The following is a 20,555-nucleotide window of genomic DNA, read 5'->3' as shown; positions in this document are numbered from 1 at the left end:
TCCCGGGGTGGGTTGGGGTGTGCGCCCCCCCCCCCCCCGGGGGGGGGGGGCCCCCCCCGGGGGGGGCCCCCCCCCCCCCGCCCCGGGGGGGGGGGGGGGGCGCCCCCCCCCCCCCCGCCTCCAGGTCCGTCAGTGGGTCACTTCTTCAGGACGCGGACCAGCTTGCGCAGGACGGTGCCGGTCACCCAGATGACCGGGACGCTCACCGCGAGGAGGGAGATCAGGTTCGGCTCGAACTCGAGGTCCTTGCCGGGGCGTCGGACGTAGGCGCCGATCGGGATGGAGACGGCACCGCCGCCTCCGCCACCGTTGTCGTCGCCGTCCCCGCCCCCACCGAAGCCGAACCAGCCGAGGGACACCGGGATGAGGGTCTGGTCGCCGACCTCGACCGGCTCCCCGTAGTTCGTGGACACGCCGACGGGGCGTACCTTCTCTGCGATCTGCGTGACGATGTTGGCCATGCGCGCGACGCTACTCGCCCGTTCCTCCACAGGCGGAGCTGCCCGCGCATCCGTCCACGGCCGGAGCTTGTCTGCGGACGCGGTCGGCTCCCGCCGATATGTTGGCGGGACCCACACCTGGAGGACCGTTTGCACACCTGGCCCGGCAACCCGTACCCGCTCGGGGCGACCTACGACGGGAGCGGCACGAACTTCGCCCTCTTCAGCGAGGTCGCCGAACGCGTGGAACTCTGTCTCTTCGACGACGACGGGAACGAACAGTGCATCGACCTCGTCGAGGTCGATGCGTACGTCTGGCACGCCTACCTCCCGAACGTCGGCCCGGGCCAGCAGTACGGCTTCCGGGTGCACGGCGAGTACGCCCCCGAGAAGGGGCTCCGCGCCAACGCGAACAAGCTGCTCCTCGACCCGTACGCCAAGGCGACCAGCGGGGACATCGACTGGGACCAGGCGCTCTTCTCGTACACGTTCGGCGACCCGGACTCGACCGACGACCAGGACTCGGCACCCCACATGATGAAGGGCGTCGTCATCAACCCGTTCTTCGACTGGCAGGGCGACCGGGCTCCTCGGATCCCCTACGGCGAGACGGTGATCTACGAGGCGCACGTCAAGGGCCTCACCGAGACGCACCCCGACGTGCCCGAGGAACAGCGCGGGACGTACGCGGGGGTCGCGCACCCGGCCGTGATCGCGCACCTGCAGCGACTCGGCGTCACCACGCTCGAACTCATGCCCGTGCACCAGTTCGTCAACGACTCGACCCTGCAGGACAAGGGACTGTCGAACTACTGGGGCTACAACACGATCGGGTTCTTCGCGCCGCACTCGCACTACTCGTCCTCGGGTGACCACGGACAGCAGGTGCAGGAGTTCAAGGCGATGGTCCGCGAACTGCACCGCGCCGGCATCGAGGTCGTCCTCGACGTGGTGTACAACCACACGGCCGAGGGGAACCACCTCGGCCCGACGCTGTCCTTCCGCGGGATCGACAACGCCGCCTACTACCGCCTCGTCGAGGACGACAAGCGGTACTACATGGACACCACGGGCACGGGGAACTCGCTCAACGTCGGGCACCCGCACTCGCTGCAGCTCATCATGGACTCGCTGCGGTACTGGGTCACCGAGATGCACGTCGACGGCTTCCGCTTCGACCTCGCGGCCGCCCTGGCGCGTGAGTTCTACGAGGTGGACCGGCTGGCGGCGTTCTTCGAACTGGTCCAACAGGACCCGATCGTGTCCCAGGTGAAGCTCATCGCCGAGCCGTGGGACGTCGGCCCCGGTGGCTACCAGGTCGGCAACTTCCCGCCGCAGTGGTCCGAGTGGAACGGCAAGTACCGCGACACCGTCCGCGACTTCTGGCGGGGAGAGCCGTCCACCCTCGGTGAGTTCGCATCGCGGATCTCCGGCTCGGCCGACCTCTACGAGCACGACGGCCGCACGCCCAAGGCGAGCATCAACTTCATCACGGCGCACGACGGCTTCACGCTGTACGACCTCGTCGCCTACAACGAGAAGCACAACGAGGCCAACGGCGAGGACAACAACGACGGCGAGAGCCACAACCGGTCGTGGAACTCCGGTGCCGAGGGTCCGACCGACGACGAGTCGATCAACGCCCTGCGGCTGCAGCGCCGACGGAACTTCCTCGCGACGCTGCTGCTCAGCCAGGGCGTGCCGATGATCGCCCACGGCGACGAGCTCGGGCGCACGCAGTCCGGCAACAACAACGTGTACGCCCAGGACTCCGCGCTGAGCTGGATCGACTGGGACGCTGCCGACGACGACCTCATCCAGTTCACGGCCGACGTCGTGAAGCTCCGGCACGACCACCCGACGTTCCGCCGCACGCGGTACTTCAACGGGCGTCCGGTCCGTCGCGGGCAGGACGAGCCGCTGCCGGACGTCGTGTGGCTCACGCCCTCCGGCGACGCCATGGAACCCGAGGACTGGGACTCCGGCTTCGGCAAGAGCGTCGGCATGTACCTGAACGGCAACGGGATCCGCGGGCGCGACTCCCGCGGCGAGCGTGTCACCGACGTCGCCTTCATCACGTACTTCAACGCGCACGACGACACCGTGACGTTCACGCTGCCCCCCGAGGAGTACTCGCCGGGCTGGACGGTGCGGATCGACACCGCGGAACCGGGTGCGCGTGACGAGGTCCTCGACGCCGGCACGCCGCTCGACGTCCCGGCACGCTCGATGATCGTGTTGCGGGCCGAGCCCGACCACGAGGTCACGGTGACCCCGGTGGACACCGACTCGTCACGACCGGCCACGGCGGCACCGCAGGACGCCGTCACACCGGTGAACCCCGCCGGCGCCACGGCTCCCTCCGCCACGAGCGGCGGCCAGCAGTGACCGCCCGGCGCGTCCCGACCTCGACGTACCGGCTGCAGGTCACGCCGGACTTCGACCTGTCGGCCGCACGCGACGTCGTCGACTACGTGCGCGACCTCGGCGCGGACTGGCTCTACCTCTCCCCGGTGCTCCAGGCCGAGCCCGGGTCCCAGCACGGCTACGACGTCGTCGACCACGGCCACGTCGACACCGAGCGCGGCGGTGACGACGCGCTCCGTGCGCTCGCCGACGCCGCGCACGCCGTGGGACTCGGCGTCCTGGTGGACGTCGTGCCGAACCACGTCGGTGTGGCGACGCCCGGGGTGAACCCGTGGTGGTGGTCCCTGCTCGAGCACGGCCAGGGGTCCCCCGTCGCCTGGGCCTTCGACGTCGACTGGGACGCCGGGGACGGCAAGTTCCGCGTCCCGGTGCTCGACGATCGACTGCTCGACGCGGTCGACCTTCGTGACGGCCGGCTGTACCTGGGCGACACTGCCTACCCGACCGCTCCGGGCACGGTGCACGACGGCGACTCGGTGGCCGACGTCCACGCCCGGCAGCACTACGAGTTCGTGCACTGGAAGCGCGCCGACCACGAGCTGAACTACCGGCGCTTCTTCGCGGTGAACACGCTCGCGGCGATCCGGGTCGAGGAACCCGAGGTCTTCGCGGCCTCCCACGGCACGATCGGCGCGTGGTTCCGCGACGGCCTCGTCGACGGACTCCGCATCGACCACCCCGACGGGCTGTACGACCCCGCCGGCTACCTACAGGACCTCGCCGCGCTCACCGACGGCGCGTACACGCTCGTCGAGAAGATCCTCGAGCCGGGCGAGGAACTCCCCGCGAGCTGGCCGGTCGACGGCACCACCGGCTACGACGCCCTCGGCGTACTCGACCGGGTGTTCGTCGACCCCGCCGGCGAGGACTCGCTGACCGCGGCGTCCGGGGCCGAGCCGACCGACTGGCAGCAGCTGACGCACGACACCCGTCGCGGCATCGCGGACGGCATCCTCGGCAGCGAGGTCGAGCGGCTCGCGCGGCTGCTCGGACCCGGCACCGGCAGTGCTGCGTCCGCACCGCTCCCCCACGAGCGGATCGTCGACGCGGTCGCCGAGATCGTCGCCTCGTTCGACGTCTACCGGACGTACCTGCCCGAGGGCGCGCACCACCTCATCGACGCCCTCGAACGTGCGGCCTCGGCGCGGCCGGACCTCGACGACGTCATCGACCGGATCGCCCCGGCGCTGGTCGACCCCGCGGACGCCGCGGCGATCCGCCTCCAGCAGACGAGCGGCATGGTGATGGCGAAGGGTGTCGAGGACACCGCGTTCTACCGGACCTCCCGCCTGACGTCCCTGAGCGAGGTCGGCGGCGACCCGAGCGTGTTCTCGGTGTCGGTCCGTGCCTTCCACCAGGCGCAGCGCGACCGGCTCGGCAGCTGGCCGCACACGATGACGACCCTCACGACGCACGACACCAAGCGCAGCGAGGACACCCGCGCGCGCATCGCCGTGCTCGCCGAGCTCGGGCACGAGTGGGCGTCGACGCTCGAACGCCTGCAGTCCCTCGCCCCGCTCGAGGACGCCGTGCTGGCCGACCTGCTCTGGCAGGCGATCGTCGGCGCGCGCCCGGCCAGCCGGGAACGCCTGCACGCCTACGCCGAGAAGGCCTCGCGCGAAGCCGGCGACAGCACCACGTGGACGGCTCCGGACGAGGACTTCGAACGCCGCATGCACGCGCTCGTCGACGCCGCGTTCGACGACCCGGCCGTGGTCGCCGTGCTCGATGCGCTCGACGAACGGATCGACGCCGCCGGGTGGTCGAACGGGCTCGGACAGAAGCTCGTGCAGCTCACCGCACCCGGGGTGCCGGACGTCTACCAGGGCACCGAGTTCTGGGACCGCTCGCTCGTCGACCCGGACAACCGTCGGCCGGTGGACTACACCGAGCGCCGGCACGTCCTGGCCGAACTCGACGGCCCGGACGACGACGGCCCCGAACGGCTCCCCGACGTCGGGCTCGACGGTGCGGCGAAGCTCCTGGTGACGAGTCGTGCGCTCCGTGTGCGGCGCGACCACCCGGAGCTCTTCACCCGGTACCTCGCGCTCGAGGCGACCGGCAGCGCGGCGGACCACGTGATCGCGTTCGACCGTGGCGGCGCGGTCACGATCGCGACGCGCCTGCCGATCGGGCTCGAGCGGGTCGGCGGATGGGGCGACACCCTCGTGCACGCCGTGCCCCAGGACCGCGTCGACCTGCTCACCGGCCGCAGCGTGCCGGCCGGCCGGGGCATCGCCCTCGCCGAACTGCTCACCGACTACCCCGTCGCACTGCTCGTGCCGGCGCACGTTGCCGAGGCGACGGACCACGGCACGGAGACCCACGCCGACAGCGGGGCGCCCGCCGACAGCGGCTCCGGCTCTGCCGGTGAGTCCGACGCGCAGGCCGAGATCGACATCCTGGAGGGTCACGCATGACCGCACCCGACCGCTACGCCGTCTGGGCGCCGACACCGGAGCGCGTGCGCCTCGTGGTCGACGGCACCGAGTACCCACTGATCCGCGGCACCGACGACTGGTGGACGACCGACGCGATCGTCCCCGTCGTCGGCGCCCGCTACGGCTTCCGCATCGGCGACGACGACGCGGTGCGGCCCGATCCGCGCAGCCGCTTCCAGCCCGAGGGGGTGCACGGCCCGTCCGAGGTCGTCGACCCCGCACGGTTCTCGTGGACGGACGACGCGTGGACCGGGCGTCCGGCACGCGGCGGCGTGATCTACGAGATGCACGTCGGCACCTACACGCCCGAGGGCACGCTCGACGCGGCGGCCGCGAAGCTCGAGCACCTCGTCGAGCTCGGCGTGGAGTTCGTCGAGCTCCTGCCCGTCAACGCGGTGAACGGCGAGTGGAACTGGGGCTACGACGGCGTCGGCTGGTTCGCGGTGCACGCCCCCTACGGCGGCCCGGACGCGTACGACCGCTTCGTCGACCGTGCGCACGCACTCGGCCTCGGGGTCATCCAGGACGTCGTGTACAACCACCTCGGGCCGAGCGGCAACTACCTGCCGCTGTACGGGCCGTACCTGCTGCAGGGGCTCGGCAACACCTGGGGCGACTCGGTGAACGTCGAACACCCCGAGGTCCGTCGGTACGTGCTCGACAACGTCCGGATGTGGTTCCGCGACCACCACGTCGACGGGCTCCGGCTCGACGCCGTGCACGCCCTGCGGGACACCACCCGCCCGCACGTGCTGCAGGCGATGGCCTCCGAGACGGACGCGTACTCCGCCTTCGTCGGGCGGCCGCTCTCGCTCATCGCGGAGTCCGACCTCAACGACCCGATCATGTTCCGCCCGCAGGAGGCCTCGGGCTACGGTCTCGCCGGGCAGTGGTCGGACGACTTCCACCACGCGGTCCACGTCGCGCTGACGGGTGAGACGAACGGCTACTACGCCGACTTCGCACCGCTCTCCGCGCTGGCGAAGGTGCTCGAGCACGGGTTCTTCCACGACGGCACGTGGTCGTCGTTCCGGGGGAAGCGGCACGGGCGACCGATCGACCGCGGGACCTCGCCGACGACGGCCCTCGTCGTCGCGAACCAGAACCACGACCAGATCGGCAACCGTGCCGCGGGCGACCGTCTCGCGGCGACCGTGAGCGACGAGGGTCTCGTGATCGCGGCGGCCCTGACATTGCTCGGCCCGTTCACGCCGATGCTCTTCATGGGCGAGGAGTTCGCCGCCTCGACCCCTTGGCAGTTCTTCACGTCGCACCCCGAACCGGAGCTCGGCAAGGCCACGGCCGAGGGTCGCATCAAGGAGTTCGCCGAGCACGGCTGGGACGAGTCCGCCGTGCCGGACCCGCAGGACCCGACGACGTTCACGAACTCGAAGCTCGACTGGTCGGACGTCGATTCCGAGCGGGGTGCGGCGATCCTCCGGGCCTACCGCGTGCTCGTCGCCCTGCGGCGGACCGACCAGGCCTTCGTCGACCAGCGGTACGAGGCGAACGCCGTGCGCTGCAGCGAGGACCGGCGCTGGCTCGTGCTCACGCGCGGGTTGCTCGGCCCGGACGCCCGGCCGGTGCACGTCGTGGTGAACTTCCTCGACGACGCAGCCGAGGTGCCCGTCCCCGGCGCCACCGGCGAGGAGCTCTACCGCTTCGGCGAGGCCGACGTCGCGACGGACTGCGTCCGCTTCACCGGGCATGGAGTCGTCGTCCTGCGCTGACCAGCGCGAAGCTGGTCAGCCCGGAGCCGACCAGCGCGAACCGAACGGCCCGTGGCGACCCCGCCGCGGGCCGTTCGTCTGCCCGCCCGCACTCCTCGCCGGGCCTGCCTCGCCCCTCGACGGGCGCCTCCGCGAAAGCGACAGACACCCGCCGTCGTCGTCCGGGAACCTGTCGCTGTGCCGCCACGGACGGCGGACGGATCCGCACGGAGTCGCTTTCGCGCCACGCGGACGCGCCACGCGGACGCCCCGCGACCACGGACGCGCCGCGACCACGGACGGACCGGAGGCGCGGTGCCAGCCGGCACCGCTCCTCCAGGAAGCCCGTCAGCAGCCCGTCATGCCGCGTGGTCGGCGACCGCGTGCGCGTTCGCCCGCACCGACGGGAGCCGGCGGTGGTCCTTGACGAGGGACCGGGCCTCACGGATGCGCCGGTCGATGCCCCACTTCGTGACGAGGGTGAGGCTCTCGCGGACGATGTTGCCGCTCATCTTCGAGACGCCGAACTCCCGCTCGGTGAACGTGATCGGGGTCTCGACGACGCGCAGACCGGCCTCGAGCGCGCGCCAGCAGAGGTCGACCTGGAAGCAGTAGCCCTTCGAGGCCACGCCGCCGAGGTCGATGCGCTCGAACGCCCGCGAGGTGAACACCCGGAACCCGCCGGTCGCGTCACGCACCGCGATGCCGAGGGCGAGGCGCGTGTAGAGGTTGCCGCCGCGGGAGAGGAGCTCGCGGTACCAGGGCCAGTTCTCCACGGCGCCGCCCTTGATCCAGCGCGACCCGAGGACGAGGTCGTTCGTGTCGGCGAGCTCGATCATCCAGGGCAGGTACTCGGGGTGGTGGGAGCCGTCCGCGTCCATCTCGACGAGCTTGTCGTACCCGTGCTCGAGGCCCCAGGCGAACCCGGCGAGGTACGCACCGCCGAGGCCGTCCTTCACGGTGCGGTGCATCACGTGCACCCGGTCGGTCTCACGCGCGATCTGGTCGGCGATGTCGCCGGTGCCGTCCGGCGAGTTGTCGTCCACGACGAGCACGTGCACGTCGGCGTCGGTGGCCGCCAGGGTGCGCTCGACGATGGGGCGGACGTTCTCCGCCTCGTCGTAGGTCGGGATGATGACCAGTGTCGTGCTCATGGTGCTCCTTGCGCTTGACATCGAAGATATCGGCCGGTCGCTGCGTCAGTCCGACGAGAGGTCTGCGAACACGATCAGATTGTCCGTGTAATGACCTGTGGCCGTGTCGAACGTGCCGTCACACGTGATGAGGCGCAGCTGGGGTGTGGGGGCGGTGCCGTAGACGTCGCTCGTGGGGAACGCCGACTTCGCCGCCCGTTCGGACCGGTCCACCGTGAAGGTGCGGGTGGAGCCGTCGGACATGGCGACGTGGACCTCGTCACCGGGGACCAGTTCGTCGAGCCGGAAGAAGACGGCTGCGGCGGTGGGGCTGTCGACGTGCCCGGCGATGACGGCGGGGCCGACCTCACCCGGGACGATGCCGTCGCTGAACCACCCGGCGCTGTCCCAGTCCTTCGGCGGGTCGAGTTCGCCGGCGGCGCCGCGGTGGAGGTCCTCGAGCGACGAGGACACCCCGATGGCGGGGATGGTCACGCGGACCGGGGTGGCGTCGGACCGGGCGGCGGGGGCTGCCGGGTCCTGGAAGCCGTCGGTCGCGCTCCCGGCCGCGGGTGCCGCAGTGCCCGACGATCCGGCGGTCGGCGAGGCCGAACCGGCCACCGTCGGTCGCCCGGTCCCGTTGGTGGCCGCGACCGCGACGCCGGTGACCCCGCCCACCACGAGCACCCCGGCCACGACGGCCCCGACGAGGACGCCGCGCCGCCGCGGTCCGCCACCGCCGAGTCTCGGCTCGCCGGACACACCGCGGCCTCCGGCAGCGCGAACTCGTCCGCCCCGCCGAGTCTCGGGCGCGTCCCCGCCCGCCCCGCCCCGCCGAGTCTCGGGCGCGTCGCCGCTCGCACCGGCCCGCCGCCGCCCGCTCACGAGGCACCCCCGGCACGCGTCGCGCACCCACCGAGCACGTCGGACGTGAGCATCGTCGCGCCGAGCGCCGCCCACGCGTCCCCGTAGTACGTCGGCGTCGTCGCAGCCGTCCGGTCCGCCCGGCGCAGGTCCGTCGCCGCCGCTGCCGACTGCCCGGAGGCCTGCTCCGCCGCAGCCCGCGCCACGTACGCCAGCGCGTTCGTGTCCCCCGTCACGGCCGTCCCGCCGAGGTCGAGCTGTGCCGCCAACTGCGTCTGCCGCCGGAGCGTCGGCGCGATCGACCCGGCCAGGGACCGGTCCTGCGCGGCGCAGGCCTCGGCGTACCGGAGCGGCAGCCGCATGGCGTCGTACCCGTACAGCACCCGGTCGTCCCCGCCGGTCGCGGGCATCGGGTCGACCGTGCCGTCGGCGTGCACCTGGGACCAGTCACTCGGCAGGTCGGACCCGGCGAGCACGGCCCGCGTGACCGCTCGCGACCCGGAGCCGAGCGCCTCCCAGCGATCATCGCCGGTCGCCTTCGCCAGCACGTCGTACGCCGCCGGTGACGCGTACGAGGCGTCGTACCGGTACGGCTCGGAGTCGGCCCACGGCCCGGGCAGCAGGATCGTGCCGAGCTCGGTCGTGGCGGTCTCGTGCTCGAGGATCGCGGACGCCATGGTCTTCCCCGCCGTGGTGTACCGGGACTCGTCCCACGAGGACCCGGCGAGCACGAGTGCCCTGGCGGCGTCGAGGTCGGCGTCGCTCGCGGACTGCCCGTCGGCGATGCCGTCGTCCGGCGTCCACCGCCACGCGAGCAGGTGGTCGTCGGTGAGCAGGTGTCGCTTCGTCCACGTCCAGATCTGGCCGAAGCGATCACGGTCGCCGTTCGCGTAGGCGATCAGGAGCCCGTAGGCCTGCCCCTCGCTGACGGTGTCGCCGCCCTGGTCGGTGCGGACGACGCGGCCGTCCTGCACGTACCGGTCGAGGAAGTCCGTCCGCAGCTGCTCCGGCGAGCGCGCTGCGTCCGGCGCCGCCGAGGACGTCGGGGTCGACGCGCCTCCGGCCTCCGGCTGCGAGGCGCCCCACGGGCGCACCGCGACGAGCGCGATGCCGAGCGCGACGAGCACCGCGGCTGCGGCGGTCACGGGGATCCAGGTCCTGCGGGTCATGCGGCCTGCCTTCCTGACTGGGTGCGGTGTGGGACTGGGCCCACGCCGCCGGTTCCGGTCCGACGCGCCAGCGGCGGACCGGCCGTGCCGGTGGGGAGAGGCGCGGACCACGCGGGCGGATCCGCTGGGGTCATCCGCGCCTCCGTTCAGGCGTCAGCGGAACAGCGAGCGGAGCGTCGCGATCAGCTCGTGGGTGGCCTGCTCGACCGGGTCGGCGGCCGCGCCGCCACCACCGGTCTGCACCCCGCCGGACGGCGTGGACGCCGTGGCTGCCGCGTCCGTGACGGGCACGACCGTGAGGTCGCCCTTGCTGTCGTCGAGCACGAACAGCGTCGAGACGGTGTTGCCCGCGAGGTCGACCTTCGCCGTGCCCCGCTGCCCGCTGCCCGAGACGTCGAGCGTCCACTTGCCGGCGTCGACGGTGGCGTACTTCGTGGCGGTGCCGAAGGCGGCGTCCTCGGCGACGGCGGTCCCCTCGGAGGTGCTCACGTCGACCGACTTCGCGGTGGTCGCGGCCTGCACGAGCCGGAGCTTCGCCTTGCCGTCGCCGGGCTGCTGGAGGTCGTCGGTGAACGCGGTCGTCTTGAGCTGCGAGTTCTTGCCGTAGGCGACGACGGTGCTCGCGTCGCCCTTGTCGACCGTGACGTCGGTGGAGATCACCGGGGTCGACTCGGGGGCGTCGGCGGCGCGCATCGACAGGACGTAGGTGCCGACCGGGAGCTCCTGGTACGGGCTGACCTGGCCGTAGGTGACGTCGTCGAGCTCGAAGACCGTCTTGCCGCCGGCCAGGCTCGACAGCTCGACGTCGACGCCCTTCGTGTCCGGGGAGAGGTGGCCGACGCGGAGCCAGCCCTGGTCGCTCGAGGTGGCGGCGGGTGTGGCGGCGGTCGCTGCTTGCGGCGCGAGGCCGACGGCTGCGGCGACGAGGCTCGTGGCGAGGGCGCCGACGAGGAGGGTGCGACGAGGTGCGGGCATGGTGGTGCTCCTTCTGGTCGTGGTTCGGGTGTGGTGCGTGGGTGCGGCGGCGGTCACGATGCGCTCGTCGCGGTCGTGGTCGGGTCGGCGGGGGCGTAGACGACGGTCAGGCGCGACCCGTCCCGCTCGACCGAGTCGGGTCGGAACCCGCTGGCCATGGCGTCGAGGGTGGCCTCGACGCGGGACGCCTCGGCGTTCCCCGGGGCGTGCAGGACGACCCGGCGGAAGGGCTGCCCGGTCTCGCCGGACACCGGCGTGAACCGGTCGACCTCGACGAACCCGTCGGCGAGGACCTGCCCGAGCGCGATCATCGCCCGCGAGTCCACCTGCCCGGCGCGGAACTGCGACTTGGTGCCCTCGTCGGCGAAGAGCGCCGGGTTCGAGGCGAGCTCGGTCCCCATCGTCTTCCGGAGGTCGGTCGCGCGGGTGATGGCGGCCTCGGCGGCCGTCGACCCCTCGGCGTGGATGCGTCGGACGTCGACCCGCTGGTTCCCGGTGCCGAACGCGGCGACGGTCGTCGAGTTCTCGATCGCCTGGCGGATGTCCGACGACGAGTTGCCGCCGGTGCGCATGGAGTCCGTCGTGACGACGTAGTCCGAGTCCTTCCAGCCGTTCGGCGACTGGCGTTCGACCGCGGCGTCGGTGTCGAGCTTGTAGTACCAGATGACGTTGTTCCGGGCGAAGCCGTCCTGCACGAGGTCGACCCACATGGCGTCGTCCACGAGCAGCCGCGAGGACTTCGGGACGTTGTCACCGACCCACTGCTCGGCCTGCTGCATCGGCAGGTCGAGGTTGCCGAGCACGAACCCGCGCAGCTGCGTCCCCCAGAGCGGGAGTGCGACGAGGAGTGCCGCGGACGTCACGACCGCCCACGTGGTGCCGAGGCCCCGGCGGACGACGGCCCGCGCATCGGTCCCCGAGGTCCCGCGCAAGCGGCCGAGCACGGCGAGGACGGCACGTTCGGCGGTGTAGGCGACGAGGAGCGCGGCGAACGGGATCAGCATGATCACGTACGGCACGGGCAGGTACCCGTTCGGGCGGAACATCATGAGCAGCAGGAACACGAGCATCGCCGCGATCGGGCGTACCCGGCGGAGGAACAGCCCGACGAACGCTGCGGCCGAGCCGAGCACGATGAACACCGGGTCGAGCGCCCACCACTGCGCGGCGGCTTCGTTCGCGAGGCTCCCCGCGTCGAAGACCGATCCGCTGGCCGCCCGGGAACCGAGCTGGTAGGTGATGCCCTCGAAGAGGCTGACCCGACCGGTGCCGGGCAGGAGCTCGCCCTTCACCGCGGCGAGCAGCAGGTAGCCGCCACCGATCACGGCGAGCACGGCCCCGGCGACGCTGAGCGTGTACCGGCGAGTGCTCCGGTCGGCCCGGCGCACCGCGATCCAGATGAGGAACGGCAGGGCGAGCAGGTACGTCTCCTTCGAGAGCACCGCGATGCCGAGGCACGCAGCGGCACCGGCGAAGCCGGCGAGCTGCTGGCGACGGCTGAGCACGAGGACGAACGCGGCGAGGAGCCACGGCGTCGCGACGTTGTCGATGTAGACCGTGCGGTGGTACTGCAGGGCCAGGGGCGACAGCGCGAACACGAGGCCCGCGACCGCCGCGGTGGCACGGCCGGCACCGAGTCGGCGGGCGAGGACGAACAGCAGGATGCTCGACACGGCGGCGAAGAACACCATCGCCTCGCGCCCGGCCTCGACGGCGAACGGGTAGCGCGCGAACGCCCCGGTCAGCGAGGTGTACCCGGCGATCTGGATCCAGCCCAGCGGAGGGTGGTCGTACCAGTACGTGTAGTGGGTGATCTCGCCGAGGTGCGTGATCGCCCACGCCTGGGCGGTGTACGTTCCCTCGTCGTCGATCCGCTGCGGCGTGCCGGACATGTTCCACGACTGCACGACGACGGTCACGGCGAGGACGGGGAGGAGCCAGCCGAGGCTCGCGGCGTGCCGGCGGAACCAGGCGCCGACGCCGGAGCGCTGGCGGGCGACGGCGCCCCGGATCGGGATGCCGGTGGTGTCGGTGATGCTGGCGGTCATCGGGTCCCTCCGGTGGTCGACGCGACGAGTTCACGGTCGTCCGAGCGGTCGTCCGCCCGGTCGGTGGTCACGGCGTTCGCGAAGCCGACGACCTCGGCCGACTGCCCGGCCGTGCGGTGCTGCCCGGTGTGCTCGGTCTTCTCCCACCCGTTCTGCCCCTTGGCGTGCCGGACCACGGCCCGGACCGCCGCTGCGGCGAGGAAGATCTGGTACGGCACGAGGCCGAGCACGAGCTTCACGTAGTCGCGGATCCGGACCTTCTCCTTGTAGAGCCGACCGAACTCGTTGAGGCCGACGACCTCGACGGCGAGCAGCATGAGCGTCGGGGCGACGGGCACGAACGACACGAGGGCGATCGCCGTCGGCACCTTGACGAACAGGATCATCAGGACGCTGAGCGGGATGAGCAGCCCCGTGGCCGCCTGGATGAACGGCATCGTCAGCATGTAGCGGGCGAAGAACCGCTGGCGGAACGACGGGAGCTTCTTCCACTCCCCCTTGCCGAGCACCTGCAGGAAGCCCTGGTTCCACCGGGTCCGCTGCTTGAGCAGGGAGGCGAAGGTGGGCGGGGTCTCCTCGCGGGTGACGGCCTCGGGGCTGTAGGCGACGACGACCTTGGCGCCGTCGGCGGACAGTCGGACGCCGAGCTCGCAGTCCTCGGCGAGGCAGTGCGCGTCCCAGCCGTTCGACCAGTCCAGGCGTTCCTTCGTCACGAAGACGGTGTTGCCGCCGAGCGGGATGAACTTCGACCCGGCGTGGAAGTGCAGGCGCGAGCGGAACCAGAAGTAGTACTCGAGCACGTTCCGGAGCGACCACCAGCTCGACTTGAAGTTCATCAGCTGCACGCCGCCCTGCACGACGTCGGCGTCGGTCTCCTGGAAGCGCGAGTCGACCAGGGAGAGCAGCCGCGGGTAGACCTCGTCCTCCGCGTCGAACACGCCGACGATGTCGCCCGTCGCGTACTGGAGCGCGAGGTTCATCGCCTTCGGCTTGTTCTTCGGCGCGGTGTCGTCGACGACCACCTTGATGAGTTCGGGGTGCCGGGCCGCGGCGGCACGCACGACGGCGTCCGTCTCGGGGTCGTCCTCGCCGACGATCGCGATGATCTCGAAGTCCGGGTGGTCCTGCTTCGCGAGCATGTCGAGCGTCTCCCCCATGACGTCCTGCTCGTGGCGGCCGGGGACCAGCAGCGTGAACCGGTGCGCCGCCGGGCGCGGCGTCTGGCTGAAGCTCGTGGACTTGAGCGCGTCGCGCGAGCGCCAGGCGTGCAGCATCCACCACAGCGTGGTGAGCGCGATGATCGTGAGCAGCACGGAGATCGCGATGAGGGCCGAGTACCCGACCCACTCGCCGACCGACCAGGCGGCCTGCGGGAGCTGACCCGAGCCTCCTGTCGGGACGTCGGTCGTGCCGCGGTTCGGGACGCTCGACGGAGCCGTCCCCTCGTTCGGCTGGAGCAGCGGCCCTGCGGCCGTCCACAGCGTGGCGGAGATGGTCATTCGGCGAGCTCCTTCGCGTGAGCGTCGGTGGAACGGAAGACGAGGGCCTTGTACGCGGCGAACCGGAACGCGGTGCCGAGCACGAGACCCACCCCGTTGCCGGCGACGTTGTCGGCGAGGGTGGAGGTGAAACCGAGGACGTAGTGCGAGACGAACAGGCACGCTGCGGCGATGCCGAGCCCGATGAGGTTCGTGACCGCGAACAGGAGCCCCTCGCGGAGGGTCTCGCGGCGGCCGGTCTGCCGCTCGGCCCGGAACGTGATGAACCGGTTGCCGATCCAGGCCACGGCCGTGGAGACGACGGCGGAGACGATCTTCGCGGCGATCGGCCCGTCGGGCATCACGGTCGCGCGGAGGAGGTTGTAGACGCCGAGGTCGATGACGAAGCAGACGGCGCCGATGCTGCCGAAGGAGACGAGTTGCCGCGCGAGCACCACCAGGCGCGCGACGGCCGCGCGCGGAGGGACGGGTACCGCGCCGGTTGCGGATGGCACCACAACGGGGGTATCGGTTCGGGTCATGCCCCCGATTCGGGGGGCTTCTCGAGGCGGTTTGGGTGGGGTACAGACTTACGGATGGTTCTGCCAGTTTCGCGACACCCGCTGTTCACATGCGGGTCGCGGTGGACGCGCCTCCACGACGGACTGGAGGCGCGGTGCCAGCTGGCACCGCGCCTCCAGGTCGGAAGGGTGGTCGCGTCTACGCGGGGCGCGACGCCGGGCTGACGGTCTTCGACGCGTCGCGCTCCGGGATGTCCCCCAGGGCTGCGTCGATCGCCGCGAGGGCGTCGGCGTCCAGGCGCACTCCCGCGGCCTGCACGTTGTCGGTGACCTGCTCCGGACGGGACGCGCCGACGATCGCACTCGCGACGTTGTCGTTCTGGAGCGTCCACGCGATGGCGAGCTGCGCGAGGGTCAGGCCGGCCTGGTCGGCCACGGGCTGGAGGCGCTGGACGGCCTCGAGGACCTCGTCGCGCATGAACCGCTTGATCATGTCGGCGCCGCCCTTCTCGTCGGTGGCGCGGGAGCCCTCGGGGAGGGGCTGACCGGGCTTGTACTTGCCGGTGAGCACGCCCTGGGCGATCGGCGACCAGACGATCTGGCTGAGGCCGAGCTGCTTCGACGCGGGGACGACCTCGCCCTCGATGACGCGCCACAGCATCGAGTACTGCGGCTGGTTCGAGATGAGCTGGAAGCCGAGCTCCTTCGCGAGCGCGGCACCGGCGCGGATCTGCTCGGCGTTCCACTCGCTGACGCCGATGTACAGCGCCTTGCCCTGGCGGACGACGTCGGCGAAGGCCTGCATCGTCTCCTCGAGGGGGGTCTCGTGGTCGTACCGGTGCGCCTGGTAGAGGTCGACGTAGTCGGTCTGCAGCCGCTCGAGCGACCCGTCGATCGACTCCATGATGTGCTTGCGGCTGAGGCCGACGTCGTTGTGCCCCTTCGGCCCGGTCGGCCAGTAGACCTTCGTGAAGATCTCCAGCGACTGGCGGCGCTCGGCCTGCAGTGCCTCGCCGAGGACGGTCTCGGCGGCGGTGTTGGCGTACGTGTCCGCGGTGTCGAACGTGGTGATGCCGGCGTCGAGCGCTGCCCGCACGCACTGGGTGGCGACGTCGTTCTCGACCTGCGAGCCGTGCGTCAGCCAGTTGCCGTAGGTGATCTCGGAGATCTTGAGTCCGGAGTTGCCCAGGTACCTGAATTCCATGCTCCCGACGCTAGCGGGCTTCCCCGCGCCGTGAGGGGCCGTGCGAGTACCTGGGTGCGGGGGCGCGCGGCGCGCGCGGGGCGGGGGCGAGCGGGAGGGGATGCGCGAGCGGGAGGAATACCCACGGGACCGCGCTGGGACCGCGCCGGTTCCGCCCGCTCGCGCCGCGCCTCCCGAGCCGCCTCGAGCCTGCCATCCGTCCACAGGCGGTCGCTTGCGCCAGTCGTCCACAGATCGGGGCGGGCGCCAGTCGCGCGGTGATGCCAGCGGCCACGCTGGCCGCATGCACGTCGACGCGACCTTCCCGATGGCCCTCCGCGGCCGGCCGTTCCGCGTGTGCGAAGCCCTGCACCGCGGCGTCAGCGTCGGCCGACTCCGATCACGAGCGTTCCTCCGCCCGTTCCACGGCATCCGCGCCTGGACCCGTCCGCAGACGCACGACGAGCGCGCGCGAGCGGTGCAGCCGCGCCTGCGCCCGGACCAGGCGTTCAGCCACACGACCGCCGCAGCGATCCTCGGCTTCCCGCTCCCGCGCCGGCTCGAGCGCGATCCCCGCGTCCACGTGACGACGATCGGGACGGACCAGGCGCTCCGCGTCCGTGGGACGATCGGGCACCGCGCCCGCCGCGGCAGACTCCGGGTGGTCCACTCGGGCACCGCGGCGCTGACCCACCCAGCCGACACGTTCGTCGCGCTCGCGACCCTCCTGAGCCGCGACGAACTCATCGTGGTCGGCGACGCGATCATCGGCTGGCTCGGCTGGTGCGACCACGCCGAACTGGTCGCCGCGGCTCGTCGCTACCGCGGAGCGAGGGGCATCCGTCGCGTCCGAGCAGCCCTCGCCGAGATGCGCCCAGGGTCACGTTCGCCCGGCGAGACCCGGCTCCGACTCGCCCTCACGCGGCGCGGCCTGCCGCAACCCGCCCTGAACCACGACGTCGTGGCGGACGGCCGGTGGGTCGCCTGCGTCGATCTCGCGTACCCGGACGCCCGTGTCGCGATCGAGTACGAGAGCGACCTCCACCGCACCGACGATCGCACGTTCCGCAAGGACATCACGCGGGGTGAACACCTGAAGGACGCCGGCTGGTGGCTGCTGCGCGCCACCGCGGACGACGTGGGACCGGCGATCGAGGCGCTCGTGGCGCGCGTCCGTCGCCTCCTCGACGGCGTTGCGACCGGGAGGCACGACCCACGTCCGACACGCCGTCCAGCATCATCGAGATGAACATTGGTTGACGCTTCAACCAAACACGTGCAGAATGGGCTAGCATCAACTTCGATGCAGGCGCATGGAATCGTGGTTCCGCCCGGCGCCTGCTCGGGAACGCAGTCCACACGCTTCGAAGGAGTCACCATGACGCTCACCGCCTCGACCATCCCCGGCTACCAGACCGGTACCTGGAAGATCGACCCCACCCACTCCGAGGTCACGTTCTCGGTCCGCCACCTCGCGATCAGCAAGGTCAAGGGCAAGTTCGAGACCTTCGACGCCACCGTCGTCACCGCCGAGAACCCGCTCGAGTCGACCGTCGAGGCGAACATCGACGTCGCGTCGATCAACACCGGCCAGGAGCAGCGCGACCAGCACCTCAAGACGAGCGACTTCTTCCTCACCGAGGAGCACCCGCAGCTCACCTTCCGCTCGACGAGCATCGAGGCCAAGGGCGACGACCTGCACATCGCCGGCGACCTGACCCTGCGTGGCGTCACCAAGCCGGTCGTCCTCAAGGCCGAGCTCGGCGGCTTCACGACCGACGGCTACGGCCAGGTCAAGTTCGGCGCCGAGGCCACGACCAAGATCGACCGCACCGAGTTCGGCGTGAACTGGAACGCTGCGCTCGAGGCCGGTGGCTTCACGCTCGGCAACGACGTGACGATCAACCTCGACGTGCAGTTCGTCCTCCAGGCGGCCTGACACCTCGTCCCTCCTGACCCGAAGGTCATCGCGTTGCGCGTGACCTGAGGGACATCGAACCGCAGGACACTGCAGTACCCGAAGCGAACGGCCCGGCTCCTCCCCCACGGAGTCGGGCCGTTCGCCGTTGCGGGGTGGGGGCCGCGGGCCGCGGGCGGCGGGCGGCGGGCGGCGGGGCGCGCGGTGCTGGGCGTGAGCTGGGCCTGATCGCTCGCGCGTCCCACCGTCGAGCGGGCGGAGTACGCGCGGTTCGCGGCAAGCGCCCGCCGTCTTCCGCCCGCTCGCCACGACCGCCACGCGTTCCACGTGATCGGCTCCGTCGCGAGCGCCGGCGTCCTTGGTCGCGCGCGCCGGCGTCCCTGGTCGCGCGCGCCACACACGCCGATCGGGCGGATTCGGCGCCGATGGACGTCGCACCCCCGCACATTTCGCCCGCTCGCCCGGCGACCGCGCGCAGTAGCGTGAGACCGCAGCGTCCGCCGACCGGCACCGGGCGACCGCCGCGGGGAATCGGAACCCGAGCTGGAAGGTTGCAGGGGAGCACACGGGAACCCGCCTCCGGGCCGGTCGTCGAACACCCACCAACACGCAGCACCCCGCACCCCGCACCCGCAGGACCCACGAACAGGAGCACCACCATGGCCACCGACTGGATCGCGCTGCAGGCACTCGCGGCAGCCGAGTTCGGCCGCCGCGTCGCCGCCGTCACGGACTGGGACGCGTCGACCCCCGACTCCGAATGGACCACCCGAGACCTCGTCCGACACGTCGTCGAGGAGCAGCGGTGGATCCCGAAGCTCCTGACGGGGTGCGACTACGCCCAGGCCGAAGCGGATCTCGAAGCGGTCGGCTCCGACCTCGCGGCCGAGTGGGCGAAGTTCGCGGCCGAAGCCATCGAGGCGTGGCAGAGAACGCCCGCTGACACGCCGGTGCACCTCGCCACGGACGTCGTCCCGGCCGGGCAGTACCTCACCGAACAGACCAGCGACATCACGATCCACACGTGGGACCTCGCGCGGGCGACCGGCAGCGACGAGACCCTGCCGGACGAACTCGTGCAGGCCGTGTGGGAGCACTTCGAGCCGCAGATCGAGGACCTCGCCGCGACGGGCCTCTACGCCGCACCGGTCGACGTCGGCGAGGACGCGCCGCTGCAGGTCCGCCTCCTCGCGGTCACAGGGCGCGATGCCAGGGTGGCGGCATGACCGAAACCGCCCGCTCGACAAGCCCGGCACCCCCGACCACCCGCCTCGGCGCCTCCGGCCTCCAGATCAGCTCCGTCATCCTCGGCATGATGTCCTACGGCGACCCCGACAAGGGCGCCCACGAGTGGAGCGTCGGCATCGACGAGGCCCGCCCCTTCGTCCGCCGCGCCTACGACCAGGGCATCACCACGTTCGACACAGCGAACGTGTACTCCGCGGGCAGCTCCGAGGAGATCACCGGCACCCTCCTCAAGGAACTCGCCCCGCGCGAGGAGGTCCAGGTCTTCACCAAGGTCTTCAACCGGATGCGCCTGGGCCCCAACGGCGCCGGACTCTCGCGGGCGGCGATCATGCACGAGATCGACGCCTCGCTGACCCGCCTCGGCACGGACTACGTCGACCTGTACCAGATCCACCGTTTCGACCCGCACACCCCGGTCGAGGAGACGATGGAGGCCCTCCACGACGTCGTCAAGTCCGGCAAGGCGCGCTACATCGGCGCGAGCAGCATGTGGGCGTGGCAGTTCGCCGAGATGCAGCACGTCGTCGACCTGCACGGGTGGACGCGGTTCGTCAGCATGCAGGACCAGTACAACCTCCTCGAACGCGAGGAGGAGCGCGAGATGCACCCCTTCTGCGCCCACACCGGCGTCGGCGTGATCCCGTGGAGCCCGCTCGCCCGCGGCAAGCTCACCCGTCCCTGGGACGCGCAGGGCTCCGGCAGCAGGGCCGACACCGACGAGTTCGGCAAGACGCTCTACAAGCAGGACGAGGACGCCAACCGCGCGATCGTCGACGCGGTGCAGCAGGTGGCCGAGGCGCACGACGCGAGCATGGCGCAGATCGCCCTCGCGTGGGTCATGCGGCAGCCCGCGGTCTCCGCCCCGATCGTCGGCGCGACGAAGGAGCACCACATCGACGACGCGGTCGCTGCGACGACGATCGAGCTCACGGACGACGAGGTCACCCGTCTCGAATCCGCGTACACACCCCGGGTGCCGTCCGGTTTCTGACGCACCCACC

At 71.6% G+C, this 20,555-nt stretch carries 16 protein-coding genes; 7 read left to right on the top strand and 9 right to left on the bottom strand.

Features of this window, described 5'->3' with window-relative positions; all coding sequences use genetic code 11:
* Positions 1-137: 137 nt before the first annotated feature.
* Entirely contained in the window at positions 138-461 is a 324-nt protein-coding gene (locus tag J2X60_RS14115) for a hypothetical protein (protein WP_070416624.1), read from the bottom strand.
* A gap of 129 nt (positions 462-590) precedes the next feature.
* Between J2X60_RS14115 and glgX the strand changes: the two genes are divergently transcribed.
* Genes glgX through treZ form a run of 3 tightly spaced genes read left to right on the top strand, consistent with a single transcriptional unit; the run spans position 591 to position 7,038 of the window.
* Positions 591-2,828 carry a glycogen debranching protein GlgX gene (gene glgX / locus J2X60_RS14110; RefSeq protein WP_070416625.1) on the top strand — a complete coding sequence of 746 codons (2,238 nt, stop codon included), beginning with the start codon at positions 591-593 and terminating at the stop codon, positions 2,826-2,828.
* On the top strand, positions 2,825-5,287 hold the full coding sequence (treY, locus tag J2X60_RS14105; protein WP_309888321.1) for a malto-oligosyltrehalose synthase: 2,463 nt from the start codon (positions 2,825-2,827) through the stop codon (positions 5,285-5,287). Before glgX ends, treY begins: the two co-directional genes overlap by 4 nt.
* Complete coding sequence (gene treZ / locus J2X60_RS14100; protein WP_309888320.1) at positions 5,284-7,038, top strand: malto-oligosyltrehalose trehalohydrolase; 1,755 nt, start codon at positions 5,284-5,286, stop codon at positions 7,036-7,038. Before treY ends, treZ begins: the two co-directional genes overlap by 4 nt.
* 338 nt (positions 7,039-7,376) lie before the next feature.
* Here treZ and J2X60_RS14095 read toward each other — a convergent pair whose 3' ends face one another.
* The 8 genes from J2X60_RS14095 to J2X60_RS14060 all read right to left on the bottom strand — a co-directional run bounded on the left by J2X60_RS14095 (position 7,377) and on the right by J2X60_RS14060 (position 16,409).
* Positions 7,377-8,171 carry a polyprenol monophosphomannose synthase gene (locus J2X60_RS14095; RefSeq protein WP_309888319.1) on the bottom strand — a complete coding sequence of 265 codons (795 nt, stop codon included), beginning with the start codon at positions 8,169-8,171 and terminating at the stop codon, positions 7,377-7,379.
* A 45-nt stretch (positions 8,172-8,216) separates the two neighbouring features.
* Positions 8,217-8,912, bottom strand: coding sequence for a class F sortase (locus J2X60_RS14090; protein ID WP_309888317.1), 696 nt, complete (start codon positions 8,910-8,912; stop codon positions 8,217-8,219).
* A 119-nt stretch (positions 8,913-9,031) separates the two neighbouring features.
* A complete protein-coding gene (locus tag J2X60_RS14085) occupies positions 9,032-10,183 on the bottom strand; it encodes a glycosyl hydrolase family 8 (RefSeq protein ID WP_309888315.1) in 1,152 nt (383 codons plus the stop codon).
* Between the two features lie 153 nt (positions 10,184-10,336).
* Positions 10,337-11,158 carry a DUF4397 domain-containing protein gene (locus J2X60_RS14080; RefSeq protein ID WP_309888313.1) on the bottom strand — a complete coding sequence of 274 codons (822 nt, stop codon included), beginning with the start codon at positions 11,156-11,158 and terminating at the stop codon, positions 10,337-10,339.
* A gap of 53 nt (positions 11,159-11,211) precedes the next feature.
* A complete protein-coding gene (locus tag J2X60_RS14075; protein WP_309888311.1) occupies positions 11,212-13,206 on the bottom strand; it encodes a glycosyltransferase family 39 protein in 1,995 nt (664 codons plus the stop codon).
* Positions 13,203-14,705 carry a glycosyltransferase gene (locus J2X60_RS14070; RefSeq protein ID WP_071295931.1) on the bottom strand — a complete coding sequence of 501 codons (1,503 nt, stop codon included), beginning with the start codon at positions 14,703-14,705 and terminating at the stop codon, positions 13,203-13,205. Before J2X60_RS14070 ends, J2X60_RS14075 begins: the two co-directional genes overlap by 4 nt.
* Positions 14,702-15,199 (bottom strand): GtrA family protein, encoded by a 498-nt coding sequence (locus J2X60_RS14065; RefSeq protein ID WP_071295941.1) that lies wholly within the window; start codon positions 15,197-15,199, stop codon positions 14,702-14,704. Before J2X60_RS14065 ends, J2X60_RS14070 begins: the two co-directional genes overlap by 4 nt.
* A gap of 205 nt (positions 15,200-15,404) precedes the next feature.
* Positions 15,405-16,409 (bottom strand): aldo/keto reductase family protein, encoded by a 1,005-nt coding sequence (locus J2X60_RS14060; RefSeq protein ID WP_309888309.1) that lies wholly within the window; start codon positions 16,407-16,409, stop codon positions 15,405-15,407.
* Positions 16,410-16,692: 283 nt separating this feature from the next.
* Between J2X60_RS14060 and J2X60_RS14055 the strand changes: the two genes are divergently transcribed.
* From J2X60_RS14055 to J2X60_RS14040, 4 genes are all read left to right on the top strand, one after another.
* Positions 16,693-17,637, top strand: coding sequence for a hypothetical protein (locus J2X60_RS14055; RefSeq protein WP_309888307.1), 945 nt, complete (start codon positions 16,693-16,695; stop codon positions 17,635-17,637).
* A gap of 129 nt (positions 17,638-17,766) precedes the next feature.
* On the top strand, positions 17,767-18,327 hold the full coding sequence (locus J2X60_RS14050; RefSeq protein WP_070416635.1) for a YceI family protein: 561 nt from the start codon (positions 17,767-17,769) through the stop codon (positions 18,325-18,327).
* A gap of 638 nt (positions 18,328-18,965) precedes the next feature.
* On the top strand, positions 18,966-19,532 hold the full coding sequence (locus J2X60_RS14045) for a TIGR03086 family metal-binding protein (RefSeq protein WP_309778965.1): 567 nt from the start codon (positions 18,966-18,968) through the stop codon (positions 19,530-19,532).
* Positions 19,529-20,545 (top strand): aldo/keto reductase, encoded by a 1,017-nt coding sequence (locus tag J2X60_RS14040; RefSeq protein ID WP_309888305.1) that lies wholly within the window; start codon positions 19,529-19,531, stop codon positions 20,543-20,545. The genes J2X60_RS14045 and J2X60_RS14040 overlap by 4 nt, the downstream gene beginning before the upstream one ends.
* Positions 20,546-20,555: the final 10 nt, after the last annotated feature.

The organism is Curtobacterium sp. 320, assembly GCF_031455235.1.
Classification (GTDB): domain Bacteria; phylum Actinomycetota; class Actinomycetes; order Actinomycetales; family Microbacteriaceae; genus Curtobacterium.
Note: the sequence above shows the minus strand (reverse complement) of the source record. Positions and strands in the feature narration are given on the sequence as shown.

Excerpts from the sequence above, each read along its gene's own strand:
- J2X60_RS14115 (WP_070416624.1), bottom strand. The coding sequence starts at position 461 with ATGGCCAACATCGTCACGCAGATCGCAGAGAAGGTACGCCCCGTCGGC.
- treZ (WP_309888320.1), top strand. The coding sequence starts at position 5,284 with ATGACCGCACCCGACCGCTACGCCGTCTGGGCGCCGACACCGGAGCGC.
- J2X60_RS14095 (WP_309888319.1), bottom strand. The coding sequence starts at position 8,171 with ATGAGCACGACACTGGTCATCATCCCGACCTACGACGAGGCGGAGAAC.
- J2X60_RS14085 (WP_309888315.1), bottom strand. The coding sequence starts at position 10,183 with ATGACCCGCAGGACCTGGATCCCCGTGACCGCCGCAGCCGCGGTGCTC.
- J2X60_RS14080 (WP_309888313.1), bottom strand. The coding sequence starts at position 11,158 with ATGCCCGCACCTCGTCGCACCCTCCTCGTCGGCGCCCTCGCCACGAGC.
- J2X60_RS14075 (WP_309888311.1), bottom strand. The coding sequence starts at position 13,206 with ATGACCGCCAGCATCACCGACACCACCGGCATCCCGATCCGGGGCGCC.
- J2X60_RS14070 (WP_071295931.1), bottom strand. The coding sequence starts at position 14,705 with ATGACCATCTCCGCCACGCTGTGGACGGCCGCAGGGCCGCTGCTCCAG.
- J2X60_RS14060 (WP_309888309.1), bottom strand. The coding sequence starts at position 16,409 with ATGGAATTCAGGTACCTGGGCAACTCCGGACTCAAGATCTCCGAGATC.
- J2X60_RS14055 (WP_309888307.1), top strand. The coding sequence starts at position 16,693 with ATGCACGTCGACGCGACCTTCCCGATGGCCCTCCGCGGCCGGCCGTTC.
- J2X60_RS14050 (WP_070416635.1), top strand. The coding sequence starts at position 17,767 with ATGACGCTCACCGCCTCGACCATCCCCGGCTACCAGACCGGTACCTGG.
- J2X60_RS14045 (WP_309778965.1), top strand. The coding sequence starts at position 18,966 with ATGGCCACCGACTGGATCGCGCTGCAGGCACTCGCGGCAGCCGAGTTC.
- J2X60_RS14040 (WP_309888305.1), top strand. The coding sequence starts at position 19,529 with ATGACCGAAACCGCCCGCTCGACAAGCCCGGCACCCCCGACCACCCGC.